16 protein-coding genes and 4 tRNA genes are annotated in these 20,567 nt (G+C 55.4%); all 20 read left to right on the top strand.

Translation table 11 applies throughout. From position 1 onward, the window contains the following. Positions 1 to 72: 72 nt before the first annotated feature. Positions 73 to 1,026, top strand: a complete 954-nt coding sequence (birA, locus tag AC27VU_RS21230) for a bifunctional biotin--[acetyl-CoA-carboxylase] ligase/biotin operon repressor BirA (RefSeq protein ID WP_262141990.1) — start codon at positions 73 to 75, stop codon at positions 1,024 to 1,026. Further along, positions 1,016 to 1,765 (top strand): pantothenate kinase, encoded by a 750-nt coding sequence (locus AC27VU_RS21235; RefSeq protein ID WP_488724861.1) that lies wholly within the window; start codon positions 1,016 to 1,018, stop codon positions 1,763 to 1,765. The genes birA and AC27VU_RS21235 overlap by 11 nt, the downstream gene beginning before the upstream one ends. A 7-nt stretch (positions 1,766 to 1,772) precedes the next feature. Continuing rightward, on the top strand, positions 1,773 to 2,210 hold the full coding sequence (locus tag AC27VU_RS21240) for a hypothetical protein (protein WP_488724862.1): 438 nt from the start codon (positions 1,773 to 1,775) through the stop codon (positions 2,208 to 2,210). Between the two features lie 142 nt (positions 2,211 to 2,352). Continuing rightward, a tRNA-Tyr gene (locus AC27VU_RS21245) sits at positions 2,353 to 2,437 on the top strand. 24 nt (positions 2,438 to 2,461) lie between these two features. Continuing rightward, positions 2,462 to 2,535: transfer RNA gene (locus AC27VU_RS21250), tRNA-Gly, on the top strand. Positions 2,536 to 2,561: 26 nt separating this feature from the next. After that, positions 2,562 to 2,637, top strand: a tRNA-Thr gene (locus tag AC27VU_RS21255). An 84-nt stretch (positions 2,638 to 2,721) separates the two neighbouring features. Beyond that, positions 2,722 to 3,915 (top strand): elongation factor Tu, encoded by a 1,194-nt coding sequence (tuf, locus tag AC27VU_RS21260; protein WP_024164425.1) that lies wholly within the window; start codon positions 2,722 to 2,724, stop codon positions 3,913 to 3,915. Between the two features lie 53 nt (positions 3,916 to 3,968). Then, positions 3,969 to 4,044: transfer RNA gene (locus AC27VU_RS21265), tRNA-Trp, on the top strand. A 45-nt stretch (positions 4,045 to 4,089) separates the two neighbouring features. After that, positions 4,090 to 4,458 (top strand): preprotein translocase subunit SecE, encoded by a 369-nt coding sequence (gene secE / locus AC27VU_RS21270; RefSeq protein ID WP_003228759.1) that lies wholly within the window; start codon positions 4,090 to 4,092, stop codon positions 4,456 to 4,458. 9 nt (positions 4,459 to 4,467) lie between these two features. Next, positions 4,468 to 5,001, top strand: a complete 534-nt coding sequence (gene nusG, locus AC27VU_RS21275) for a transcription termination/antitermination protein NusG (RefSeq protein WP_025113545.1) — start codon at positions 4,468 to 4,470, stop codon at positions 4,999 to 5,001. A 117-nt stretch (positions 5,002 to 5,118) separates the two neighbouring features. Further along, positions 5,119 to 5,550, top strand: coding sequence for a 50S ribosomal protein L11 (gene rplK, locus AC27VU_RS21280; protein ID WP_003228756.1), 432 nt, complete (start codon positions 5,119 to 5,121; stop codon positions 5,548 to 5,550). Then, a complete protein-coding gene (rplA, locus tag AC27VU_RS21285; RefSeq protein ID WP_003228754.1) occupies positions 5,550 to 6,245 on the top strand; it encodes a 50S ribosomal protein L1 in 696 nt (231 codons plus the stop codon). The genes rplK and rplA overlap by 1 nt, the downstream gene beginning before the upstream one ends. Positions 6,246 to 6,443: 198 nt before the next feature. Next, entirely contained in the window at positions 6,444 to 6,944 is a 501-nt protein-coding gene (gene rplJ / locus AC27VU_RS21290; protein WP_003228752.1) for a 50S ribosomal protein L10, read from the top strand. Positions 6,945 to 7,018: 74 nt separating this feature from the next. Then, entirely contained in the window at positions 7,019 to 7,384 is a 366-nt protein-coding gene (gene rplL, locus AC27VU_RS21295) for a 50S ribosomal protein L7/L12 (protein ID WP_003228750.1), read from the top strand. Between the two features lie 221 nt (positions 7,385 to 7,605). Continuing rightward, on the top strand, positions 7,606 to 11,679 hold the full coding sequence (gene rpoB / locus AC27VU_RS21300) for a DNA-directed RNA polymerase subunit beta (protein ID WP_003228748.1): 4,074 nt from the start codon (positions 7,606 to 7,608) through the stop codon (positions 11,677 to 11,679). 63 nt (positions 11,680 to 11,742) lie between these two features. Next, positions 11,743 to 15,942, top strand: coding sequence for a DNA-directed RNA polymerase subunit beta' (gene rpoC / locus AC27VU_RS21305; protein WP_003228747.1), 4,200 nt, complete (start codon positions 11,743 to 11,745; stop codon positions 15,940 to 15,942). Positions 15,943 to 16,157: 215 nt separating this feature from the next. Further along, positions 16,158 to 16,529, top strand: a complete 372-nt coding sequence (gene rpsL / locus AC27VU_RS21310) for a 30S ribosomal protein S12 (RefSeq protein WP_003186084.1) — start codon at positions 16,158 to 16,160, stop codon at positions 16,527 to 16,529. 107 nt (positions 16,530 to 16,636) lie between these two features. Further along, positions 16,637 to 17,110, top strand: a complete 474-nt coding sequence (gene rpsG / locus AC27VU_RS21315) for a 30S ribosomal protein S7 (RefSeq protein ID WP_003228745.1) — start codon at positions 16,637 to 16,639, stop codon at positions 17,108 to 17,110. A 30-nt stretch (positions 17,111 to 17,140) separates the two neighbouring features. Continuing rightward, entirely contained in the window at positions 17,141 to 19,246 is a 2,106-nt protein-coding gene (gene fusA, locus AC27VU_RS21320; RefSeq protein WP_003228743.1) for an elongation factor G, read from the top strand. A gap of 31 nt (positions 19,247 to 19,277) precedes the next feature. After that, positions 19,278 to 20,471: an elongation factor Tu gene (gene tuf, locus AC27VU_RS21325; RefSeq protein ID WP_024164425.1), complete on the top strand. Its 1,194-nt coding sequence runs from the start codon at positions 19,278 to 19,280 to the stop codon at positions 20,469 to 20,471. Positions 20,472 to 20,567 lie beyond the last annotated feature (96 nt).

Consider the following 20,567-nt stretch of genomic DNA (forward strand, 5'->3'; position numbering starts at 1 on the left):
GGTTTGCTTGATTTCTATGCAATCGCCCGGCTCATGGCTATTATTCGGGCCTCATTGTGAGGCGAGACCTGCATGCTGACGTTGTTGAATCTTTTGAAGGATGGTCGATTCCATTCTGGCGAGGCTCTCGGGCTTGCCTTGGGTATCAGTCGGAGTGCGGTATGGAAGCAGCTTCAGCATCTTGAGGCTGAACTCGGGTTGTCCATTAACAAAGTGCGGGGCAGAGGCTATCAGCTGGCTGCGCCCTTGACGCTGCTCGATCCTCTCAAAATTGGTGCCTTGGCAGCGGTTTGGCCAATTACAGTCTTTGATTCCATTGATTCCACCAATGCAGAAGCGCTACGCGCGATCAATCAAGGTCGAGTGGCACCGTTCCTGGTATTGGCAGAGCGGCAGATTTCTGGTCGTGGCCGTAGGGGGCGTAAGTGGGTAAGCCCCTTCGCTGAAAATCTCTATTACAGCCTTGTCCTGCGCATCGAAGGTGGCATGCGCCAGCTTGAGGGCTTGAGTCTGGTGGTCGGTTTGGCGGTTATGCATACCCTGCGAAGGCTGGGCGTGTCGGGAGCTGGATTGAAGTGGCCCAACGACGTGCTGGTTGGAAACAAGAAAATCGCCGGTATCCTCCTCGAGCTTGTAGGTGATCCAGCAGATGTATGCCATGTGGTGTTGGGTATAGGCATCAATGTAAACATGCAGATTGCTGATGAGGTTGACCAGCAATGGACATCGATACGGCTGGAGACAGGCAAAAGCTGTGATCGCAACGTCTTGGTGGCTGAACTGAGTGAGCAACTGCGCGGCTATATCCAGCGCCATCAGGCCGATGGCTTTTCGGCGCTCCAGGAGGAGTGGGAGAAGGGGCATATGTGGCAGGGTCGACCGGTTTCTTTGATTGCCGGCGTTAGTCATATAGAAGGTGTAGTGCTCGGCATTGATGGTCAAGGTGCGTTGCGCTTGATGGTGGATGGCGTGGAAAAAGTATTTAGTGGTGGTGAGCTCAGCCTGAGGTTGCGTGATGATTCTTGAGCTCGACTGTGGGAACAGCTTTATCAAGTGGCGCGTATTGAGTACTGCGGCTGGAGGTCTTTTCGCGGAAGGCGTGGTCGACTCGGATCAAGCGCTGGTGGATAGCCTGCGTGCATTTGACGGCCTATTGCTGCGCAAATGTCGCTTGGTCAGCGTCAGAACCGGTGAAGAAACAGCCGCACTCAGTCGGATTCTTGAGCAGACGTTCGGCGTCTCGGTCGTGTGTGCCAAGTCGGCCAGTGAAATGTCTGGTGTCAGGAATGGCTATGACGACTACGAGCGTCTGGGGCTGGATCGCTGGTTGGCGATGCTTGGTGGTTTTCACCTGGCTGCAGGCGCCTGTCTGATTCTGGATTTCGGCACTGCTGTGACGGCGGATTTTATTAATGCTGAAGGGGAGCATCTCGGCGGTTTTATTTGCCCTGGGATGCCATTGATGCGTAATCAGTTGCGCACTCACACCCGGAATATCCGTTACAGAGATTTGGCCGCTGAGCGAGCTTTGACGAGTCATGCCCCGGGGCGGAGCACTGTCGAGGCGGTGGAGCGTGGATGCTCCTTGATGTTGAGAGGATTTGTCCTGACTCAAATGGAAATGGCTCGATCCTATTGGGGGGAGGGCTTCACCGTCTTTATTACAGGCGGCGACGCTGGATTGGTTGCGGACGTCGTGCCTGATGCTCGGATTGTCCCTGACCTGGTGTTTGTAGGGCTGGCCATGGCGTGTCCTTTATCTTGAGGTTTGTATGCGTTGGTTGTTCCTGCTGCTTGTTGTACTCAATGTGTTCTATTACGTCTGGCATCAGCAGGAAGCGCCCTTGCGTGCAAAAGATGTCACGCCTCTCAGCATGTACCGTGGATCTCAGCAGGACATTCGCTTGCTGAGCGAAGCTAGTGGTGACTCCCGAGAAGTGCCGGGCGCGCGCCGCGCCGGACAGGATTGTCTGTTCTTGGGCGGTTTGAGTCGTGAGGAGGGCGTTTCCGGACTGCAGCAGCGGCTGGTGGCCATGAATGTGAAGGCTCAACCATTGCAAAAGGATCTCCCTGAGCCTGGTTACTGGTTGCGCATTGCGCCCGAAAGCCAGCGTTTATTGGGGGATGTGCAGTTGCAGAACCTTTCCAAGGAATTCAATGAGTTAAAACATAAAATAATGCTGTGTGAAGGGGTTGCACCGCTGGAATAGTTTGCATAGAATGGCGCCCGCTCCACAGCGAACACCTAAACAGGTTGTCAAAGCGGAGCAGTGTCAACGCAGCTAACCTCAGGTTTTTAATGAGAAAATGCTTGACAGAAGGTCGGCATAGTATAGAATGCCGGCTCGCTTAGGAGGGGTTCCCGAGCGGCCAAAGGGATCAGACTGTAAATCTGACGTCTACGACTTCGAAGGTTCGAATCCTTCCCCCTCCACCATTTTTAGCGTGAGCTGCAAGCTCCGCGGGTATAGTTTAGTGGTAGAACCTCAGCCTTCCAAGCTGATGATGCGGGTTCGATTCCCGCTACCCGCTCCAAGTTTGCAGGTTGTGCAAAGTGTTACGCTCTTGTAGCTCAGTTGGTAGAGCACACCCTTGGTAAGGGTGAGGTCAGCGGTTCAAATCCGCTCAAGAGCTCCATATAACAAGGCAGATATGAAAATATCTGCCTTTGTTTTAATGGTAGATATCGTTCGTCTAATTCTTCTGTTGAGGGTGTTATCGATGGCTAAGGAAAAATTTGATCGTTCCCTGCCCCACGTCAACGTAGGGACCATTGGTCACGTTGACCACGGTAAAACCACTCTGACCGCTGCTCTGACTCGCGTCTGCTCCGAAGTTTTCGGTTCGGCCGTAGTTGAATTCGACAAGATCGACAGCGCTCCAGAAGAAAAAGCTCGCGGTATCACCATCAACACCGCACACGTTGAGTACAACTCGCTGATCCGTCACTACGCTCACGTTGACTGCCCAGGTCACGCTGACTATGTGAAGAACATGATCACCGGTGCTGCTCAAATGGACGGCGCTATCCTGGTTTGCTCGGCCGCTGATGGTCCGATGCCACAAACCCGTGAGCACATCCTGCTGTCCCGTCAGGTAGGCGTTCCGTACATCGTGGTTTTCCTGAACAAGGCTGACCTGGTAGACGACGCTGAGCTGCTGGAACTGGTTGAGATGGAAGTTCGCGACCTGCTGTCCACCTACGACTTCCCGGGCGATGACACTCCAATCATCATCGGTTCGGCTCGTATGGCGCTGGAAGGCAAAGACGACAACGAGATGGGCACCACTGCCGTCAAGAAACTGGTTGAAACTCTGGACAGCTACATCCCAGAACCAGTTCGTATGATCGACAAGCCATTCCTGATGCCAATCGAAGACGTATTCTCGATCTCGGGTCGTGGTACTGTTGTGACTGGTCGTATCGAGCGCGGTATCGTTCGCGTTCAAGATGCACTGGAAATCGTTGGTCTGCGCGACACCACCACCACCACCTGCACCGGTGTTGAAATGTTCCGCAAGCTGCTCGACGAAGGTCGTGCTGGCGAGAACTGCGGCGTTCTGCTGCGTGGTACCAAGCGTGACGACGTTGAGCGTGGTCAGGTTCTGGTCAAGCCAGGTTCGGTTAAGCCGCACACCAAGTTCACCGCAGAAGTTTACGTTCTGAGCAAGGAAGAAGGCGGTCGTCACACTCCGTTCTTCAAAGGCTACCGTCCACAGTTCTACTTCCGTACTACTGACGTGACTGGTAACTGCGAGCTGCCAGAAGGCGTTGAAATGGTAATGCCAGGTGACAACATTCAGATGACTGTTACCCTGATCAAAACCATCGCGATGGAAGACGGTCTGCGTTTCGCTATCCGTGAAGGCGGTCGTACCGTCGGCGCTGGCGTCGTAGCCAAAATCATCGAATAAGCGGTTGTAATGTATTTTTCGGGCCGGCATAATGGTCGGCCTGATTTTGTTTTAGGTCAGTAGCTCAATTGGCAGAGCGACGGTCTCCAAAACCGTAGGTTGGGGGTTCGATTCCCTCCTGACCTGCCAGATTCACTCGGTGTGTCTGGCTTTCTTTTCACAGGATCTTCATAGATGACTCCTAAGGCTGAAGCTCAAGGCTCTCGCTTCGATCTGCTCAAGTGGCTTGTAGTAGTTGCTTTGGTGATTGTTGGCGTTGTTGGCAATCAGTATTACGCTGCTTCGCCGATCCTGTACCGTGTACTCGCTTTGCTCGTAATTGCTGCTGTAGCTGCCTTTGTAGGCCTGCAGACCGCAAAGGGCAAGTCGTTCTTTGTACTGGTTAAGGAAGCTCGCACCGAGATTCGTAAAGTCGTATGGCCAACTCGCCAGGAAACCACGCAGACAACGTTGATCGTTGTTGCTGTGGTTATCGTTATGGCGTTGCTGTTGTGGGGTGTTGACTCCCTGCTCGGCTGGCTTGTTTCCTTGATTGTCGGCTAAGGGTGTCCCGTGGCTAAGCGTTGGTACGTTGTGCATGCTTACTCGGGTTACGAGAAGCATGTCATGCGCTCGCTGATTGAGCGCGTAAAGCTGGCTGGCATGGAAGATGGCTTCGGCGAAATTCTGGTTCCCACTGAAGAAGTGGTTGAAATGCGTAATGGCCAGAAGCGCAAAAGCGAACGCAAGTTCTTCCCAGGTTATGTGCTGGTACAGATGGATATGAACGAGGGTACTTGGCACTTGGTCAAGGATACTCCTCGGGTGATGGGCTTCATTGGCGGTACCGCCGACAAGCCCGCTCCAATCACCGACAAAGAGGCGGAAGCCATTCTGCGTCGCGTGGCCGATGGTAGCGATAAGCCGAAGCCGAAGACTCTGTTTGAGCCAGGTGAGGTGGTTCGTGTTACTGACGGGCCATTCGCTGACTTTAACGGCACTGTCGAAGAAGTTAACTACGAAAAGAGCCGTGTCCAGGTGGCAGTGCTTATTTTCGGTCGCTCTACCCCGGTAGAGTTGGAGTTCAGTCAGGTCGAAAAGGTCTAGCTGAACAAGCATCCCAACCCCGCAGCCCTAGGCTGTGGGGTTTTGTCGTCACTGGGATAAACGCGCAAGTAACCGGGGAGCCTTTCGAGGCGTTCGAACCCGTAATTGGAGTGCCTCATGGCCAAGAAGATTACCGCTTACATCAAGCTGCAAGTGAAGGCCGCTCAGGCTAACCCAAGCCCACCTGTTGGTCCTGCTCTGGGTCAGCACGGCGTGAACATCATGGAATTCTGCAAGGCTTTCAACGCCCGTACTCAGGGTCTTGAAGCAGGTCTGCCGACTCCAGTGATCATCACTGTCTACAGCGACCGTAGCTTCACTTTCGAAACCAAATCCACCCCTGCTTCGGTTCTGCTGAAGAAGGCGGCCGGTCTGACCAGCGGTTCCGCTCGTCCGAACACCGTTAAGGTTGGCACTGTTACCCGTGCTCAGCTGGAAGAAATCGCGAAAACCAAAAACGCGGATCTGACTGCAGCTGATATGGATGCAGCCGTGCGTACTATCGCCGGTTCTGCTCGTAGCATGGGCCTTAACGTGGAGGGTGTGTAATGGCTAAGCTGACCAAGCGTCAAAAGGCTATCGCCGGCAAAATCGAAGCAGGCAAGGCCTACAACATTGTAGACGCTGCTGCTCTGCTGGCTGAGCTGTCGACTGTCAAGTTCAGCGAGTCGTTCGACGTTGCTGTAAACCTGGGTGTAGACCCGCGTAAATCCGACCAGGTTGTTCGTAGCGCTACTGTGCTACCACACGGCACTGGCAAGACCGTTCGCGTTGCTGTGTTCACCCAGGGTCCAGCTGCTGAGGCCGCTCTGGCTGCCGGCGCTGACCGTGTAGGTATGGACGACCTGGCTGCCGAAATGAAAGGCGGCGACCTGAACTATGACGTAGTGATCGCATCTCCGGATGCCATGCGCGTTGTAGGTCAACTGGGTCAGATCCTCGGTCCACGTGGCCTGATGCCTAACCCGAAAGTCGGCACCGTAACTCCAGACGTAGCCACCGCGGTTAAAAACGCCAAGGCTGGTCAGGTTCGTTATCGCACCGACAAAAACGGCATCATCCACACCTCCGTTGGCAAGATCGGCTTCGATGCCGTCAAGCTGAAGGAAAACGTTGAAGCCCTGATCGCTGATCTGAAGCGTATCAAGCCAGCTTCCTCGAAAGGTATTTACGTCAAGCGCGTTACCCTGAGCACCACTATGGGCCCAGGTCTGGTTATCGACCAGAGCTCGCTGGACGCGTAAGACAAAGGTTGGTGCGATTATTCGCGCCAATTGAAAGATTGGGGTCCCTGCCTGGCGGGGGCTATCCAAGACCGTAGGCGGCGCAAGCCTTAAACCACAAGCCTACGCAGATGGTGCTCCCGGTTCCTTACCGAATCAGACACCAAAACGACATTCGGTTTCGATCGAGTGAAACGGTAACAAGCAGGAGTTAAACCCGTGGCAATTAATCTCGAAGACAAGAAGGCCATCGTCGCTGAAGTCAACGAGGCTGCCAAAGTCGCTCTGTCCGCTGTCGTGGTTGATGCACGTGGCGTAACAGTAGGCGCAATGACCGGACTCCGTAAAGAGGCTCGTGAAGCTGGCGTTTACGTACGTGTTGTACGTAACACCCTGCTCAAGCGCGCTGTTGCTGACACTGAATACAGTGTTCTCAACGACGTGTTCACCGGCCCGACCCTGATTGCATTCTCGAACGAACATCCGGGCGCTGCTGCCCGTATCTTCAAAGAGTTTGCCAAGGGTCAGGACAAGTTCGAGATCAAGGCAGCTGCGTTCGAGGGCAAGTTCCTCGCAGCTAATCAGATCGACGTACTGGCAACTCTGCCGACCCGTGACGAAGCAATTTCTCAGCTGATGAGCGTGATTCAAGGCGCTACCAGCAAATTGGCTCGTACACTGGCGGCAATTCGCGACCAGAAAGAAGCTGCTGCAGCCTAAGGCTCGTCAACTTCTCGCGTTTTTTGTTTATTTCGATGGTCGCGTAGGCCGTCCCCCAATTCAGGAATTGAGTCATGTCTCTGACTAACGAACAAATCATCGAAGCAATCGGCCAGAAATCCGTAGTGGAAATCGTTGAGCTGATCAAAGCGATGGAAGAAACCTTCGGCGTTACCGCTGCTGCCGCTTCGGCTGGTCCAGCTGCTGCTGCCGCTGTTGTTGAAGAGCAAACCGAGTTCAACGTTGTTCTGCTGGAAGCTGGCGAGAAGAAGGTTAACGTGATCAAGGCAGTTCGTGAACTGACTGGTCTGGGCCTGAAAGAAGCCAAAGAGAAAGTAGACGGCGCTCCTCAGGTTGTAGCTGAAGGCGTTTCGAAAGAAGCTGCTGAAGACGCTAAGAAGAAGCTGGAAGAAGCAGGCGCTAAAGTCGAACTGAAATAAGTATCGACTTTGCTCCTCCAGCCCGAGCGTCAAGCGACAGGCTGATGGCTGGTGGCTCTTGCCACCGGCCTTTTTCCGTTATTGGCAGCCGACTGGGTCGGTGCTGATAAAGGTGCTGTAACCACCCGATGCGGTGGCGCAAACCATGGGGTTTGCACGATTTTCTGGCTGCTCCCGTCGGGAGGGGCCAAACAAGCAGGTGACCAAGCTGGGGAACGCTGATGGCTTACTCATATACTGAGAAAAAACGTATCCGCAAGGACTTTAGCAAGTTGCCGGACGTCATGGATGTGCCGTACCTCCTGGCCATCCAGCTGGATTCGTATCGTGAATTCTTGCAAGCGGGAGCGACTAAAGATCAGTTCCGCGACGTGGGCCTGCATGCGGCCTTCAAATCCGTTTTCCCGATCATCAGCTACTCCGGCAATGCTGCGCTGGAGTACGTCGGTTATCGCCTGGGCGAACCGGCATTTGATGTCAAAGAATGCGTATTGCGCGGTGTAACTTTCGCCGTACCTTTGCGGGTAAAAGTGCGCCTGATCATTTTCGACAAAGAATCGTCGAACAAAGCGATCAAGGACATCAAAGAGCAAGAAGTCTACATGGGCGAAATCCCATTGATGACTGAGAACGGTACCTTCGTAATCAACGGTACCGAGCGTGTTATCGTTTCCCAGCTGCACCGTTCCCCGGGCGTGTTCTTCGACCACGACCGCGGCAAGACGCACAGCTCCGGTAAACTGCTTTACTCCGCGCGCATCATCCCTTACCGCGGTTCGTGGCTGGACTTTGAGTTCGACCCGAAAGACTGCGTGTTCGTGCGTATCGACCGTCGTCGCAAGCTGCCGGCTTCGGTACTGCTGCGCGCGCTCGGCTACACCACCGAAGAAGTGCTGGACGCGTTCTACACCACCAACGTATTCCACGTTAAAGGCGAAGGCCTGAGCCTGGAACTGGTGCCTCAGCGTCTGCGCGGTGAAGTGGCTGTCCTCGATATCCAGGACGATAAAGGCAAGGTTATTGTCGAGCAGGGCCGTCGTATTACTGCCCGCCACATCAACCAGCTGGAAAAAGCCGGGATCAAAGAGCTGGACGTGCCTCTGGACTACGTCCTGGGTCGCACCACCGCCAAGGTCATCGTGCATCCGGCCACCGGCGAAATCCTGGCAGAGTGCAACACCGAACTGTCGACTGAAGTCCTGGCGAAAATCGCCAAGGCCGGCGTCGTTCGTATCGAAACTCTGTACACCAACGACATCGACTGCGGTCCGTTCGTCTCCGACACGCTGAAGATCGACTCCACCAGCAACCAATTGGAAGCGCTGGTCGAGATCTATCGCATGATGCGTCCAGGCGAGCCGCCAACCAAAGACGCTGCCGAAACCCTGTTCAACAACCTGTTCTTCAGCCCTGAGCGCTATGACCTGTCTGCGGTCGGCCGGATGAAGTTCAACCGTCGTATCGGTCGTACCGAGATCGAAGGTTCGGGCGTGCTGTGCAAGGAAGACATCGTCGCGGTACTGAAGACTCTGGTCGACATCCGTAACGGTAAAGGCATCGTCGATGACATCGACCACCTGGGTAACCGTCGTGTTCGCTGCGTAGGCGAAATGGCCGAGAACCAGTTCCGCGTTGGCCTGGTACGTGTTGAGCGTGCGGTCAAAGAGCGTCTGTCGATGGCTGAAAGCGAAGGCCTGATGCCGCAAGACCTGATCAACGCCAAGCCAGTGGCTGCGGCGGTGAAAGAGTTCTTCGGTTCCAGCCAGCTCTCGCAGTTCATGGACCAGAACAACCCGCTGTCCGAGATCACCCACAAGCGTCGCGTCTCTGCACTCGGCCCTGGCGGTCTGACTCGTGAGCGCGCAGGCTTTGAAGTCCGTGACGTACACCCGACTCACTACGGTCGTGTCTGCCCGATTGAAACGCCGGAAGGTCCGAACATCGGTCTGATCAACTCCCTGGCTGCTTATGCCCGCACCAACCAGTACGGCTTCCTGGAAAGCCCGTACCGCGTGGTGAAAGAGGGTGTGGTCACTGACGAGATCGTGTTCCTGTCCGCCATTGAAGAAGCCGATCACGTGATCGCGCAGGCTTCGGCGACCATGAACGACCAGAAAGTCCTGATCGACGAGCTGGTAGCCGTACGTCACCTGAACGAATTCACCGTCAAGGCGCCGGAAGACGTCACCCTGATGGACGTATCGCCGAAGCAGGTAGTTTCGGTTGCAGCGTCGCTGATTCCGTTCCTCGAGCACGACGACGCCAACCGTGCGTTGATGGGTTCGAACATGCAGCGTCAAGCTGTACCAACCCTGCGCGCTGACAAGCCGCTGGTAGGTACCGGCATGGAGCGTAACGTGGCTCGCGACTCCGGCGTTTGCGTCGTGGCTCGTCGTGGCGGCGTGATCGACTCTGTTGATGCCAGCCGTATCGTGGTTCGTGTTGCCGATGACGAAGTTGAAACCGGTGAAGCTGGTGTCGACATCTACAACCTGACCAAATACACCCGCTCGAACCAGAACACCTGCATCAACCAGCGTCCGCTGGTGAGAAAGGGCGATCGCGTTCAGCGTAGCGACATCATGGCCGACGGCCCGTCCACCGACATGGGTGAACTGGCACTGGGTCAGAACATGCGCATCGCGTTCATGGCATGGAACGGCTTCAACTTCGAAGACTCCATCTGCCTGTCCGAGCGTGTGGTTCAGGAAGACCGCTTCACCACGATCCACATCCAGGAACTGACCTGTGTGGCCCGTGACACCAAGCTTGGCCCAGAGGAAATCACTGCAGACATCCCGAACGTGGGTGAAGCTGCACTGAACAAGCTGGACGAAGCCGGTATCGTTTACGTAGGTGCTGAAGTCGGCGCAGGCGACATCCTGGTAGGTAAGGTCACTCCGAAAGGCGAGACCCAACTGACTCCGGAAGAAAAACTGCTGCGTGCGATCTTCGGTGAAAAAGCCAGCGACGTTAAAGACACCTCCCTGCGTGTACCTACCGGTACCAAAGGTACTGTCATCGACGTACAGGTCTTCACCCGCGACGGCGTTGAGCGTGATGCTCGTGCACTGTCGATCGAGAAGTCCCAGCTGGACGAGATCCGCAAGGATCTGAACGAAGAGTTCCGTATCGTTGAAGGCGCGACCTTCGAACGTCTGCGCTCCGCTCTGGTAGGCCACAAGGCTGAAGGCGGCGCCGGTCTGAAGAAAGGTCAGGACATCACCGACGAAGTTCTCGACGGTCTTGAGCATGGTCAGTGGTTCAAACTGCGCATGGCTGAAGATGCTCTGAACGAGCAGCTCGAGAAGGCTCAGGCCTACATCGTTGATCGCCGCCGTCTGCTGGACGACAAGTTCGAAGACAAGAAGCGCAAACTGCAGCAGGGCGATGACCTGGCTCCAGGCGTGCTGAAAATCGTCAAGGTTTACCTGGCAATCCGTCGTCGCATCCAGCCGGGCGACAAGATGGCCGGTCGTCACGGTAACAAAGGTGTGGTCTCCGTGATCATGCCGGTTGAAGACATGCCGCACGATGCCAATGGCACCCCGGTCGACGTCGTTCTCAACCCGCTGGGCGTACCTTCGCGTATGAACGTTGGTCAGATCCTTGAAACCCACCTGGGCCTCGCGGCCAAAGGTTTGGGCGAGAAGATCAACCGGATGGTCGAAGAGCAGCGTAAAGTCGCTGAACTGCGCACCTTCCTGGACGAGATCTACAACCAGATCGGCGGTCGTAACGAAGATCTGGACAGCTTCTCCGATCAGGAAATCCTGGATCTGGCGAAGAACCTGCGTGGCGGCGTTCCAATGGCCACTCCAGTGTTCGACGGTGCCAAGGAAAGCGAAATCAAGGCCATGCTGAAACTGGCAGACCTGCCGGAAAGCGGCCAGATGCAGCTGACTGACGGCCGTACCGGCAACAAGTTCGAGCGTCCAGTTACCGTTGGCTACATGTACATGCTGAAGCTGAACCACTTGGTAGACGACAAGATGCACGCGCGTTCTACCGGTTCGTACAGCCTTGTTACCCAGCAGCCGCTGGGTGGTAAGGCGCAGTTCGGTGGTCAGCGTTTCGGGGAGATGGAGGTCTGGGCACTGGAAGCATACGGTGCTGCTTACACTCTGCAAGAAATGCTCACAGTGAAGTCGGACGATGTGAACGGCCGTACCAAGATGTACAAAAACATCGTGGATGGCGATCACCGTATGGAGCCGGGCATGCCCGAGTCCTTCAACGTGTTGATCAAGGAAATTCGTTCCCTCGGCATCGATATCGATCTGGAAACCGAATAACACGTGACGCGATCGAGAGCGGGGCAGGATTGCCCGCTCTCTGCTCCGCCAGGAGGAAAGGCCTTGAAAGACCTACTGAATTTGCTGAAAAACCAGGGTCAAGTCGAAGAGTTCGACGCCATCCGTATCGGATTGGCCTCGCCTGAGATGATCCGCTCGTGGTCGTTCGGTGAAGTTAAAAAGCCGGAAACCATCAACTACCGTACGTTCAAACCTGAGCGTGACGGTCTGTTCTGCGCCAAGATCTTTGGCCCGGTAAAGGATTACGAGTGCCTGTGCGGTAAGTACAAGCGCTTGAAGCACCGTGGTGTGATCTGCGAGAAGTGCGGCGTTGAAGTTGCACTGGCCAAGGTTCGTCGTGAGCGCATGGCGCACATCGAACTGGCTTCGCCGGTTGCCCACATCTGGTTCCTGAAATCGCTGCCGTCCCGTATCGGCCTGCTGATGGACATGACCCTGCGTGATATCGAACGCGTTCTCTACTTCGAGAGCTATGTCGTTATCGACCCGGGCATGACCACCCTTGAAAAAGGTCAGCTGCTGAACGATGAGCAGTACTTCGAAGCGCTGGAAGAGTTCGGTGACGACTTCGACGCCCGCATGGGTGCAGAAGCTGTCCGTGAACTGCTGCACGCTATCGACCTGGAGCACGAGATTGGCCGTCTGCGCGAAGAGATTCCGCAAACCAACTCCGAAACCAAGATCAAGAAGCTGTCCAAGCGTCTGAAGTTGATGGAAGCCTTCCAGGGTTCCGGCAACCTGCCAGAGTGGATGGTGCTGACCGTTCTGCCGGTTCTGCCGCCAGATCTGCGTCCACTGGTCCCGCTGGATGGCGGTCGCTTCGCGACTTCCGACCTCAACGATCTGTATCGTCGAGTGATCAACCGTAACAACCGTTTGAAGCGCCTGCTGGATCTGTCCGCTCCGGACATCATCGTGCGCAACGAAAAGCGTATGTTGCAGGAAGCTGTCGATGCCCTGCTCGACAACGGTCGTCGTGGCCGCGCTATCACCGGTTCGAACAAGCGTCCTCTGAAATCCCTGGCTGACATGATCAAGGGTAAGCAAGGTCGTTTCCGTCAGAACTTGCTCGGTAAGCGTGTTGACTACTCCGGTCGTTCGGTAATTACCGTAGGTCCGACCCTGCGTCTGCACCAGTGCGGTCTGCCGAAGAAGATGGCTCTCGAGCTGTTCAAACCGTTCATTTTCGGCAAGCTGGAAATGCGTGGTCTCGCGACCACCATCAAAGCGGCCAAGAAAATGGTCGAGCGCGAACTGCCAGAGGTTTGGGACGTTCTCGCTGAAGTGATTCGCGAACACCCGGTTCTTCTCAACCGTGCACCGACCCTTCACCGTCTGGGTATCCAGGCGTTTGAACCGGTACTGATCGAAGGTAAGGCTATCCAGCTGCACCCTCTGGTCTGCGCCGCGTACAACGCCGACTTCGACGGCGACCAAATGGCCGTGCACGTACCGCTGACGCTGGAAGCCCAGCTCGAAGCGCGTGCGTTGATGATGTCGACCAACAACATTCTGTCGCCAGCCAACGGTGAGCCAATCATCGTTCCGTCGCAGGACGTTGTATTGGGTCTGTACTACATGACTCGTGAAGCGATCAACGCCAAGGGCGAAGGTCGCGTATTCGCGGATCTGCAGGAAGTTGACCGTGTGTTCCGTGCCGGCGAAGCCGCACTGCACGCCAAGGTCAAGGTTCGTATCAACGAAACCGTCAACGACCGTGACGGCAACAGCGTGAGCGGTACCCGTATCGTCGACACTACCGTCGGCCGTGCGCTGCTGTTCCAGGTTGTGCCAAAAGGTCTGTCGTACGACGTCGTCAACCTGCCGATGAAGAAAAAGGCGATCTCCAAGCTGATCAACCAGTGCTACCGCGTGGTTGGTCTGAAAGAGACCGTGATCTTCGCTGACCAGTTGATGTACACCGGTTTCGCTTACTCGACCATCTCCGGCGTTTCCATCGGCGTTAACGACTTCGTTATCCCGGACGAAAAAGCCCGCATCATCGGTGCAGCCACCGACGAAGTGAAAGAGATCGAGAGCCAGTACGCCTCCGGCCTGGTAACCCAGGGCGAGAAGTACAACAAAGTGATCGACCTTTGGTCGAAGGCGAACGACGAAGTTTCCAAGGCGATGATGGCCAACCTCTCGAAAGAGAAAGTCATCGACCGTCACGGCAATGAAGTCGACCAAGAGTCCTTCAACTCGATGTACATGATGGCCGACTCGGGTGCGCGGGGTTCCGCAGCACAGATTCGTCAGCTGGCCGGTATGCGTGGTCTGATGGCCAAGCCGGACGGTTCCATCATTGAAACGCCGATTACTGCGAACTTCCGTGAAGGTCTGAGCGTACTCCAGTACTTCATCTCGACTCACGGTGCTCGTAAAGGTCTGGCGGATACCGCGTTGAAAACCGCGAACTCCGGTTACCTGACTCGTCGTCTGGTAGACGTGGCGCAGGATCTGGTTGTAACCGAGATCGATTGCGGCACCGAACACGGTCTGCTGATGACTCCGCACATTGAAGGCGGTGACGTTGTAGAGCCGTTGGGTGAGCGCGTATTGGGTCGTGTTATTGCCCGTGACGTATTCAAGCCAGGCACCGAGGACGTCATCGTTCCTGCCGGTACTCTGGTAGACGAGAAGTGGGTCGAGTTCATCGAGCTGAACAGCATCGACGAAGTTATCGTGCGTTCGCCGATCAGCTGCGAAACCCGCTATGGCATTTGCGCCAAGTGCTACGGCCGTGATCTGGCGCGTGGTCACCAGGTGAACATCGGTGAAGCGGTCGGCGTTATCGCTGCCCAGTCCATCGGTGAGCCGGGTACCCAGCTGACCATGCGTACGTTCCACATCGGTGGTGCGGCAAGCCGTACTTCCGCTGCCGACAGCGTTCAGGTGAAGAATGGCGGTACTGTCCGTCTGCACAACCTGAAACACGTTGAGCGTGTGGATGGCCATCTGGTTGCTGTGTCCCGTTCCGGTGAGCTGGCAATCGCTGATGACTTCGGTCGTGAGCGCGAGCGTTACAAGCTGCCGTACGGTGCCGTGATTTCGGTTAAAGAAGGTGACAAGGTCGACGCTGGCGCAATCGTGGCCAAGTGGGATCCGCACACTCACCCGATCGTTACCGAAATGAAAGGTACCGTGACCTACGTGGGCATGGAAGAAGGCATCACGATCAAGCGTCAGACTGACGAATTGACCGGTATGACCAACATTGAAGTACTCGACGCGAAGGATCGTCCAGCTGCGGGCAAAGAAATCCGTCCAGCAGTGAAGATGGTCGACGACAACGGCAAGGATCTGTTGCTGCCAGGCACTGACGTTATCGCTCAGTACTTCCTGCCAGCCAACGCCCTGGTCGGTGTGGCGGACGGTGCGAAGATCGCGATCGGTGATGTTATCGCTCGTATCCCGCAAGAAACTTCGAAGACTCGTGACATCACCGGTGGTCTGCCGCGTGTTGCCGACTTGTTCGAAGCCCGTCGTCCGAAAGAAGCGTCGATTCTGGCTGAAGTCAGCGGCACCATCGCGTTCGGTAAAGAGACCAAGGGCAAGCGCCGTCTGGTCATTACCCCGAACGACGGTAGCGATCCGTACGAAGAGCTGATTCCGAAGTGGCGTCACCTGAACGTGTTCGAAGGCGAACAGGTAAACCGCGGCGAAGTTATCTCTGACGGTCCAAGCGATCCACACGACATCCTGCGTCTGCTGGGTGTGAGCGCGCTGGCCAAGTACATCGTGAACGAGATCCAGGACGTTTACCGTCTGCAAGGCGTGAAGATCAACGACAAGCACATCGAGACCATCCTGCGTCAGATGCTGCGTAAAGTTGAGATCTCCGAGTCCGGCGATTCCAGCTTCATCAAGGGCGACCAGATGGAACTGACTCACGTACTGGTAGAGAACGAGCGTCTGAGTGCGGAAGACAAGTTTGTCTCCAAGTTCACCCGCGTTCTGCTGGGTATCACCAAGGCGTCGTTGTCCACCGAATCGTTCATCTCGGCGGCTTCCTTCCAGGAAACCACTCGCGTACTGACCGAAGCGGCAGTCACCGGCAAGCGCGATTACCTGCGCGGCCTGAAAGAAAACGTGGTTGTGGGTCGTCTGATCCCGGCCGGTACCGGTCTGGCTTATCACAGCGAGCGCAAGCGTCGCCGTGATGCAGACAAGCCGTTGCGCGTAAGCGCCAGTGAAGTGGAAGCTGCACTGACCGAAGCGCTGAACTCGAGCGGTAACTGAGTTCTGCGGTAAATAAGCTGAGGCCCTGATCACTCCGTTCGTCGAATCGAGACAAATTGTCAAGGTTCGACGGGCGGGGAGGTCGGGGCCTTGCCTTGACTGGGGACAAGATCCTCTTTAGACTCTTGATCCCCTAAATTTGGCGGGAATCCGTTCCTGCCATTTTGCTTTTCTTGCAAGACAATAGCGTCGCAAGACAACAGTGGAGCTAGTAGATGGCAACTATCAACCAGCTGGTACGTCAGCCGCGTAAGCGTATCGTCGAGAAATCCGACGTGCCTGCGCTGCAGAACTGCCCGCAACGTCGTGGCGTGTGCACCCGTGTGTACACCACTACGCCGAAAAAACCTAACTCGGCACTGCGTAAAGTATGCCGTGTGCGTCTGACCAACGGTTTCGAGGTTTCCTCGTACATCGGTGGTGAAGGCCACAACCTGCAAGAGCACAGCGTGGTACTGATCCGCGGCGGTCGTGTAAAAGACTTGCCAGGTGTTCGTTACCACACCGTTCGCGGCTCCTTGGATACTTCCGGCGTTAAAGGCCGTAACCAGGGTCGTTCGAAGTACGGTACCAAGCGTCCGAAGTAATCGGCCGTTTTGCAGATTTTCATTTTATTGAGTCGATAAGAGTAAGGTCGGGCTTGCATCCACTGGATCTGTCCCGAACTAACCTGAAGACCGCTTGAGGGCTTATCATGCCAAGACGTCGCGTAGCAGCAAAGCGTGAGATTCTGGACGATCCGAAATACGGAAGCCAGATCCTCGCCAAATTCATGAACCACGTTATGGAAAGCGGCAAGAAAGCCGTTGCCGAGCGTATCGTTTATGGTGCCCTGGAAACCGTGAAGGCTCGTAAGGCCGGCACCGATCCCCTGGAACTCTTCGAAAAAGCACTCGACGCCATCGCTCCGCTGGTCGAAGTGAAGTCGCGCCGCGTTGGTGGTGCTACTTACCAGGTTCCGGTCGAGGTTCGTCCTTCCCGCCGTAACGCTCTGGCAATGCGCTGGTTGGTAGACTTCGCCCGTAAGCGTGGCGAGAAGTCTATGGCTCTGCGCTTGGCTGGCGAACTGCTGGATGCTGCTGAAGGTAAAGGTGCTGCTGTTAAGAAGCGTGAAGACGTGCACCGTATGGCCGAAGCCAACAAAGCTTTCTCGCACTACCGCTTCTAATTTTAGCTTCACTAATTTTGCGAGGGCTTTATGGCTCGTACTACTCCGATTAGTCGCTACCGTAACATCGGTATCGTCGCTCACGTGGATGCTGGTAAAACCACCACCACCGAGCGCGTCCTTTTTTACACCGGCAAAAGTCACAAAATGGGCGAGGTGCATGACGGCGCCGCGACCACAGACTGGATGGTGCAGGAGCAGGAGCGTGGTATTACCATTACTTCTGCTGCTATCACCGCCTTCTGGAAAGGTTCCGAGAAGCAGTATGCGCATGAGCACCGCTTCAACGTCATCGATACCCCAGGCCACGTAGACTTCACTATTGAAGTTGAGCGTTCCCTGCGCGTACTCGACGGCGCTGTCGTTGTATTCTGCGGTACTTCGGGTGTTGAGCCTCAGTCGGAAACCGTATGGCGTCAAGCCAACAAATACGGCGTTCCACGTCTTGTTTACGTAAACAAGATGGACCGTGCTGGTGCCAACTTCCTGCGAGTGATCGGTCAGATCAAACAGCGTCTGGGTCACACTCCGGTGCCGATTCAGCTGGCTATCGGTTCGGAAGATAACTTCCAGGGCCAGATCGACCTGATCAACATGCAGGCTGTTTACTGGAACGACTCTGACAAGGGTATGGTTCCTGTTCGCAAGGAAATCCCTGCGGACATGCTCGAGCTCGCCACCGAATGGCGCAGCAACATGGTTGAGGCTGCGGCCGAAGCCAGCGAAGAGCTGATGAACAAGTACCTGGAAGGCGAAGAGCTGTCGATCGAAGAGATCAAGGCCGCTCTGCGTCAGCGCACTATCGCTGGCGAAATCGTTCTGGCTGTGTGCGGTTCGTCGTTCAAGAACAAGGGTGTTCCCCTGGTTCTCGACGCCGTTATCGACTTCCTGCCTGCTCCAACCGACATTCCTGCGATCAAGGGTTCCAACCCTGATAACGAGGAAGAGGAAATGGAGCGTCACGCAAGTGACGACGAGCCGTTCGCGGCACTGGCGTTCAAAATCGCTACCGACCCATTCGTGGGTACCTTGACCTTCGTCCGCGTTTACTCGGGCGTGTTGAACTCCGGCGACGGCGTGATCAACTCGGTTAAAGGTAAAAAAGAGCGCGTGGGTCGTATGGTGCAAATGCACGCAAACGCCCGTGAAGAGATCAAGGAAGTACGCGCTGGCGACATCGCGGCCCTGATCGGCATGAAGGACGTCACCACTGGTGAAACCCTCTGCAACGCTGACAAGCCAATCATCCTGGTTCGTATGGACTTCCCGGAGCCGGTTATTTCGGTTGCCGTAGAGCCTAAGACCAAGGATGACCAGGAAAAAATGGGTATCGCTCTGGGCAAACTGGCTCAGGAAGACCCGTCTTTCCGCGTTAAGACTGATGAAGAGACTGGTCAGACGATCATCTCCGGCATGGGCGAGCTGCACCTGGACATCCTGGTTGACCGGATGCGCCGTGAGTTCAACGTCGAAGCCAACATCGGCAAGCCTCAAGTTTCGTACCGTGAGCGCATCACGAAGAACTGCGAAATCGAAGGCAAGTTCGTTCGCCAGTCCGGCGGTCGTGGCCAGTTCGGCCACTGCTGGATCCGTTTTGCTCCTGCTGACGAAGGTCAGGAAGGTCTGCAATTCGTGAACGAAGTAGTAGGTGGTGTGGTTCCTAAGGAATACATCCCGGCTATCCAGAAGGGTATCGAAGAGCAGATGAAGAACGGCGTTGTTGCCGGCTATCCGCTGATCGGCCTGAAGGCTACCGTGTTCGATGGTTCTTACCACGACGTCGACTCCAACGAGATGGCGTTCAAGGTGGCTGCTTCCATGGCGACCAAGCAACTGGCCCAGAAGGGTGGTGGTGAGTTGCTCGAGCCGATCATGGCGGTAGAGGTTGTTACGCCTGAAGACTATATGGGTGATGTAATGGGCGACCTTAACCGTCGTCGCGGCATGATCCAGGGTATGGAAGACACAGTGTCCGGCAAGGTTATCCGTGCCGAGGTTCCACTGGGTGAGATGTTCGGTTATGCGACCGACGTTCGTTCCATGTCTCAGGGTCGCGCAAGCTACTCTATGGAATTCAAAAAATACGATACGGCTCCGTCGCACATCGTCGAATCCGTAACCAAAAAACAAGGCTGATTCAGCCCCTTTAGGCTAGGAGTTAATTGTCGTGGCTAAAGAAAAATTTGATCGTTCCCTACCGCACGTCAACGTTGGCACCATCGGTCACGTTGACCACGGTAAAACCACTCTGACCGCTGCTCTGACTCGCGTCTGCTCCGAAGTTTTCGGTTCGGCCGTAGTTGAATTCGACAAGATCGACAGCGCTCCAGAAGAAAAAGCTCGCGGTATCACCATCAACACCGCACACGTTGAGTACAACTCGCTGATCCGTCACTACGCTCACGTTGACTGCCCAGGTCACGCTGACTATGTGAAGAACATGATCACCGGTGCTGCTCAAATGGACGGCGCTATCCTGGTTTGCTCGGCCGCTGATGGTCCGATGCCACAAACCCGTGAGCACATCCTGCTGTCCCGTCAGGTAGGCGTTCCGTACATCGTGGTTTTCCTGAACAAGGCTGACCTGGTAGACGACGCTGAGCTGCTGGAACTGGTTGAGATGGAAGTTCGCGACCTGCTGTCCACCTACGACTTCCCGGGCGATGACACTCCAATCATCATCGGTTCGGCTCGTATGGCGCTGGAAGGCAAAGACGACAACGAGATGGGCACCACTGCCGTCAAGAAACTGGTTGAAACTCTGGACAGCTACATCCCAGAACCAGTTCGTATGATCGACAAGCCATTCCTGATGCCAATCGAAGACGTATTCTCGATCTCGGGTCGTGGTACTGTTGTGACTGGTCGTATCGAGCGCGGTATCGTTCGCGTTCAAGATGCACTGGAGATCGTTGGTCTGCGCGACACCACCACCACCACCTGCACCGGTGTTGAAATGTTCCGCAAGCTGCTCGACGAAGGTCGTGCTGGCGAGAACTGCGGCGTTCTGCTGCGTGGTACCAAGCGTGACGACGTTGAGCGTGGTCAGGTTCTGGTCAAGCCAGGTTCGGTTAAGCCGCACACCAAGTTCACCGCAGAAGTTTACGTTCTGAGCAAGGAAGAAGGCGGTCGTCACACTCCGTTCTTCAAAGGCTACCGTCCACAGTTCTACTTCCGTACTACTGACGTGACTGGTAACTGCGAGCTGCCAGAAGGCGTTGAAATGGTAATGCCAGGTGACAACATTCAGATGACTGTTACCCTGATCAAAACCATCGCGATGGAAGATGGTCTGCGTTTCGCTATCCGTGAAGGCGGTCGTACCGTCGGCGCTGGCGTCGTAGCCAAAATCATCGAGTAATTCTCTTTTATAGAGTCTGCTTGATGAATTGAAAAAGCCCCCGCTCAGCGGGGGCTTTTTTATTGGGTTGACACCTATCTGGGGCGTCTATAGAAT

The organism is Pseudomonas sp. 14P5.3.2, from assembly GCF_057799175.1.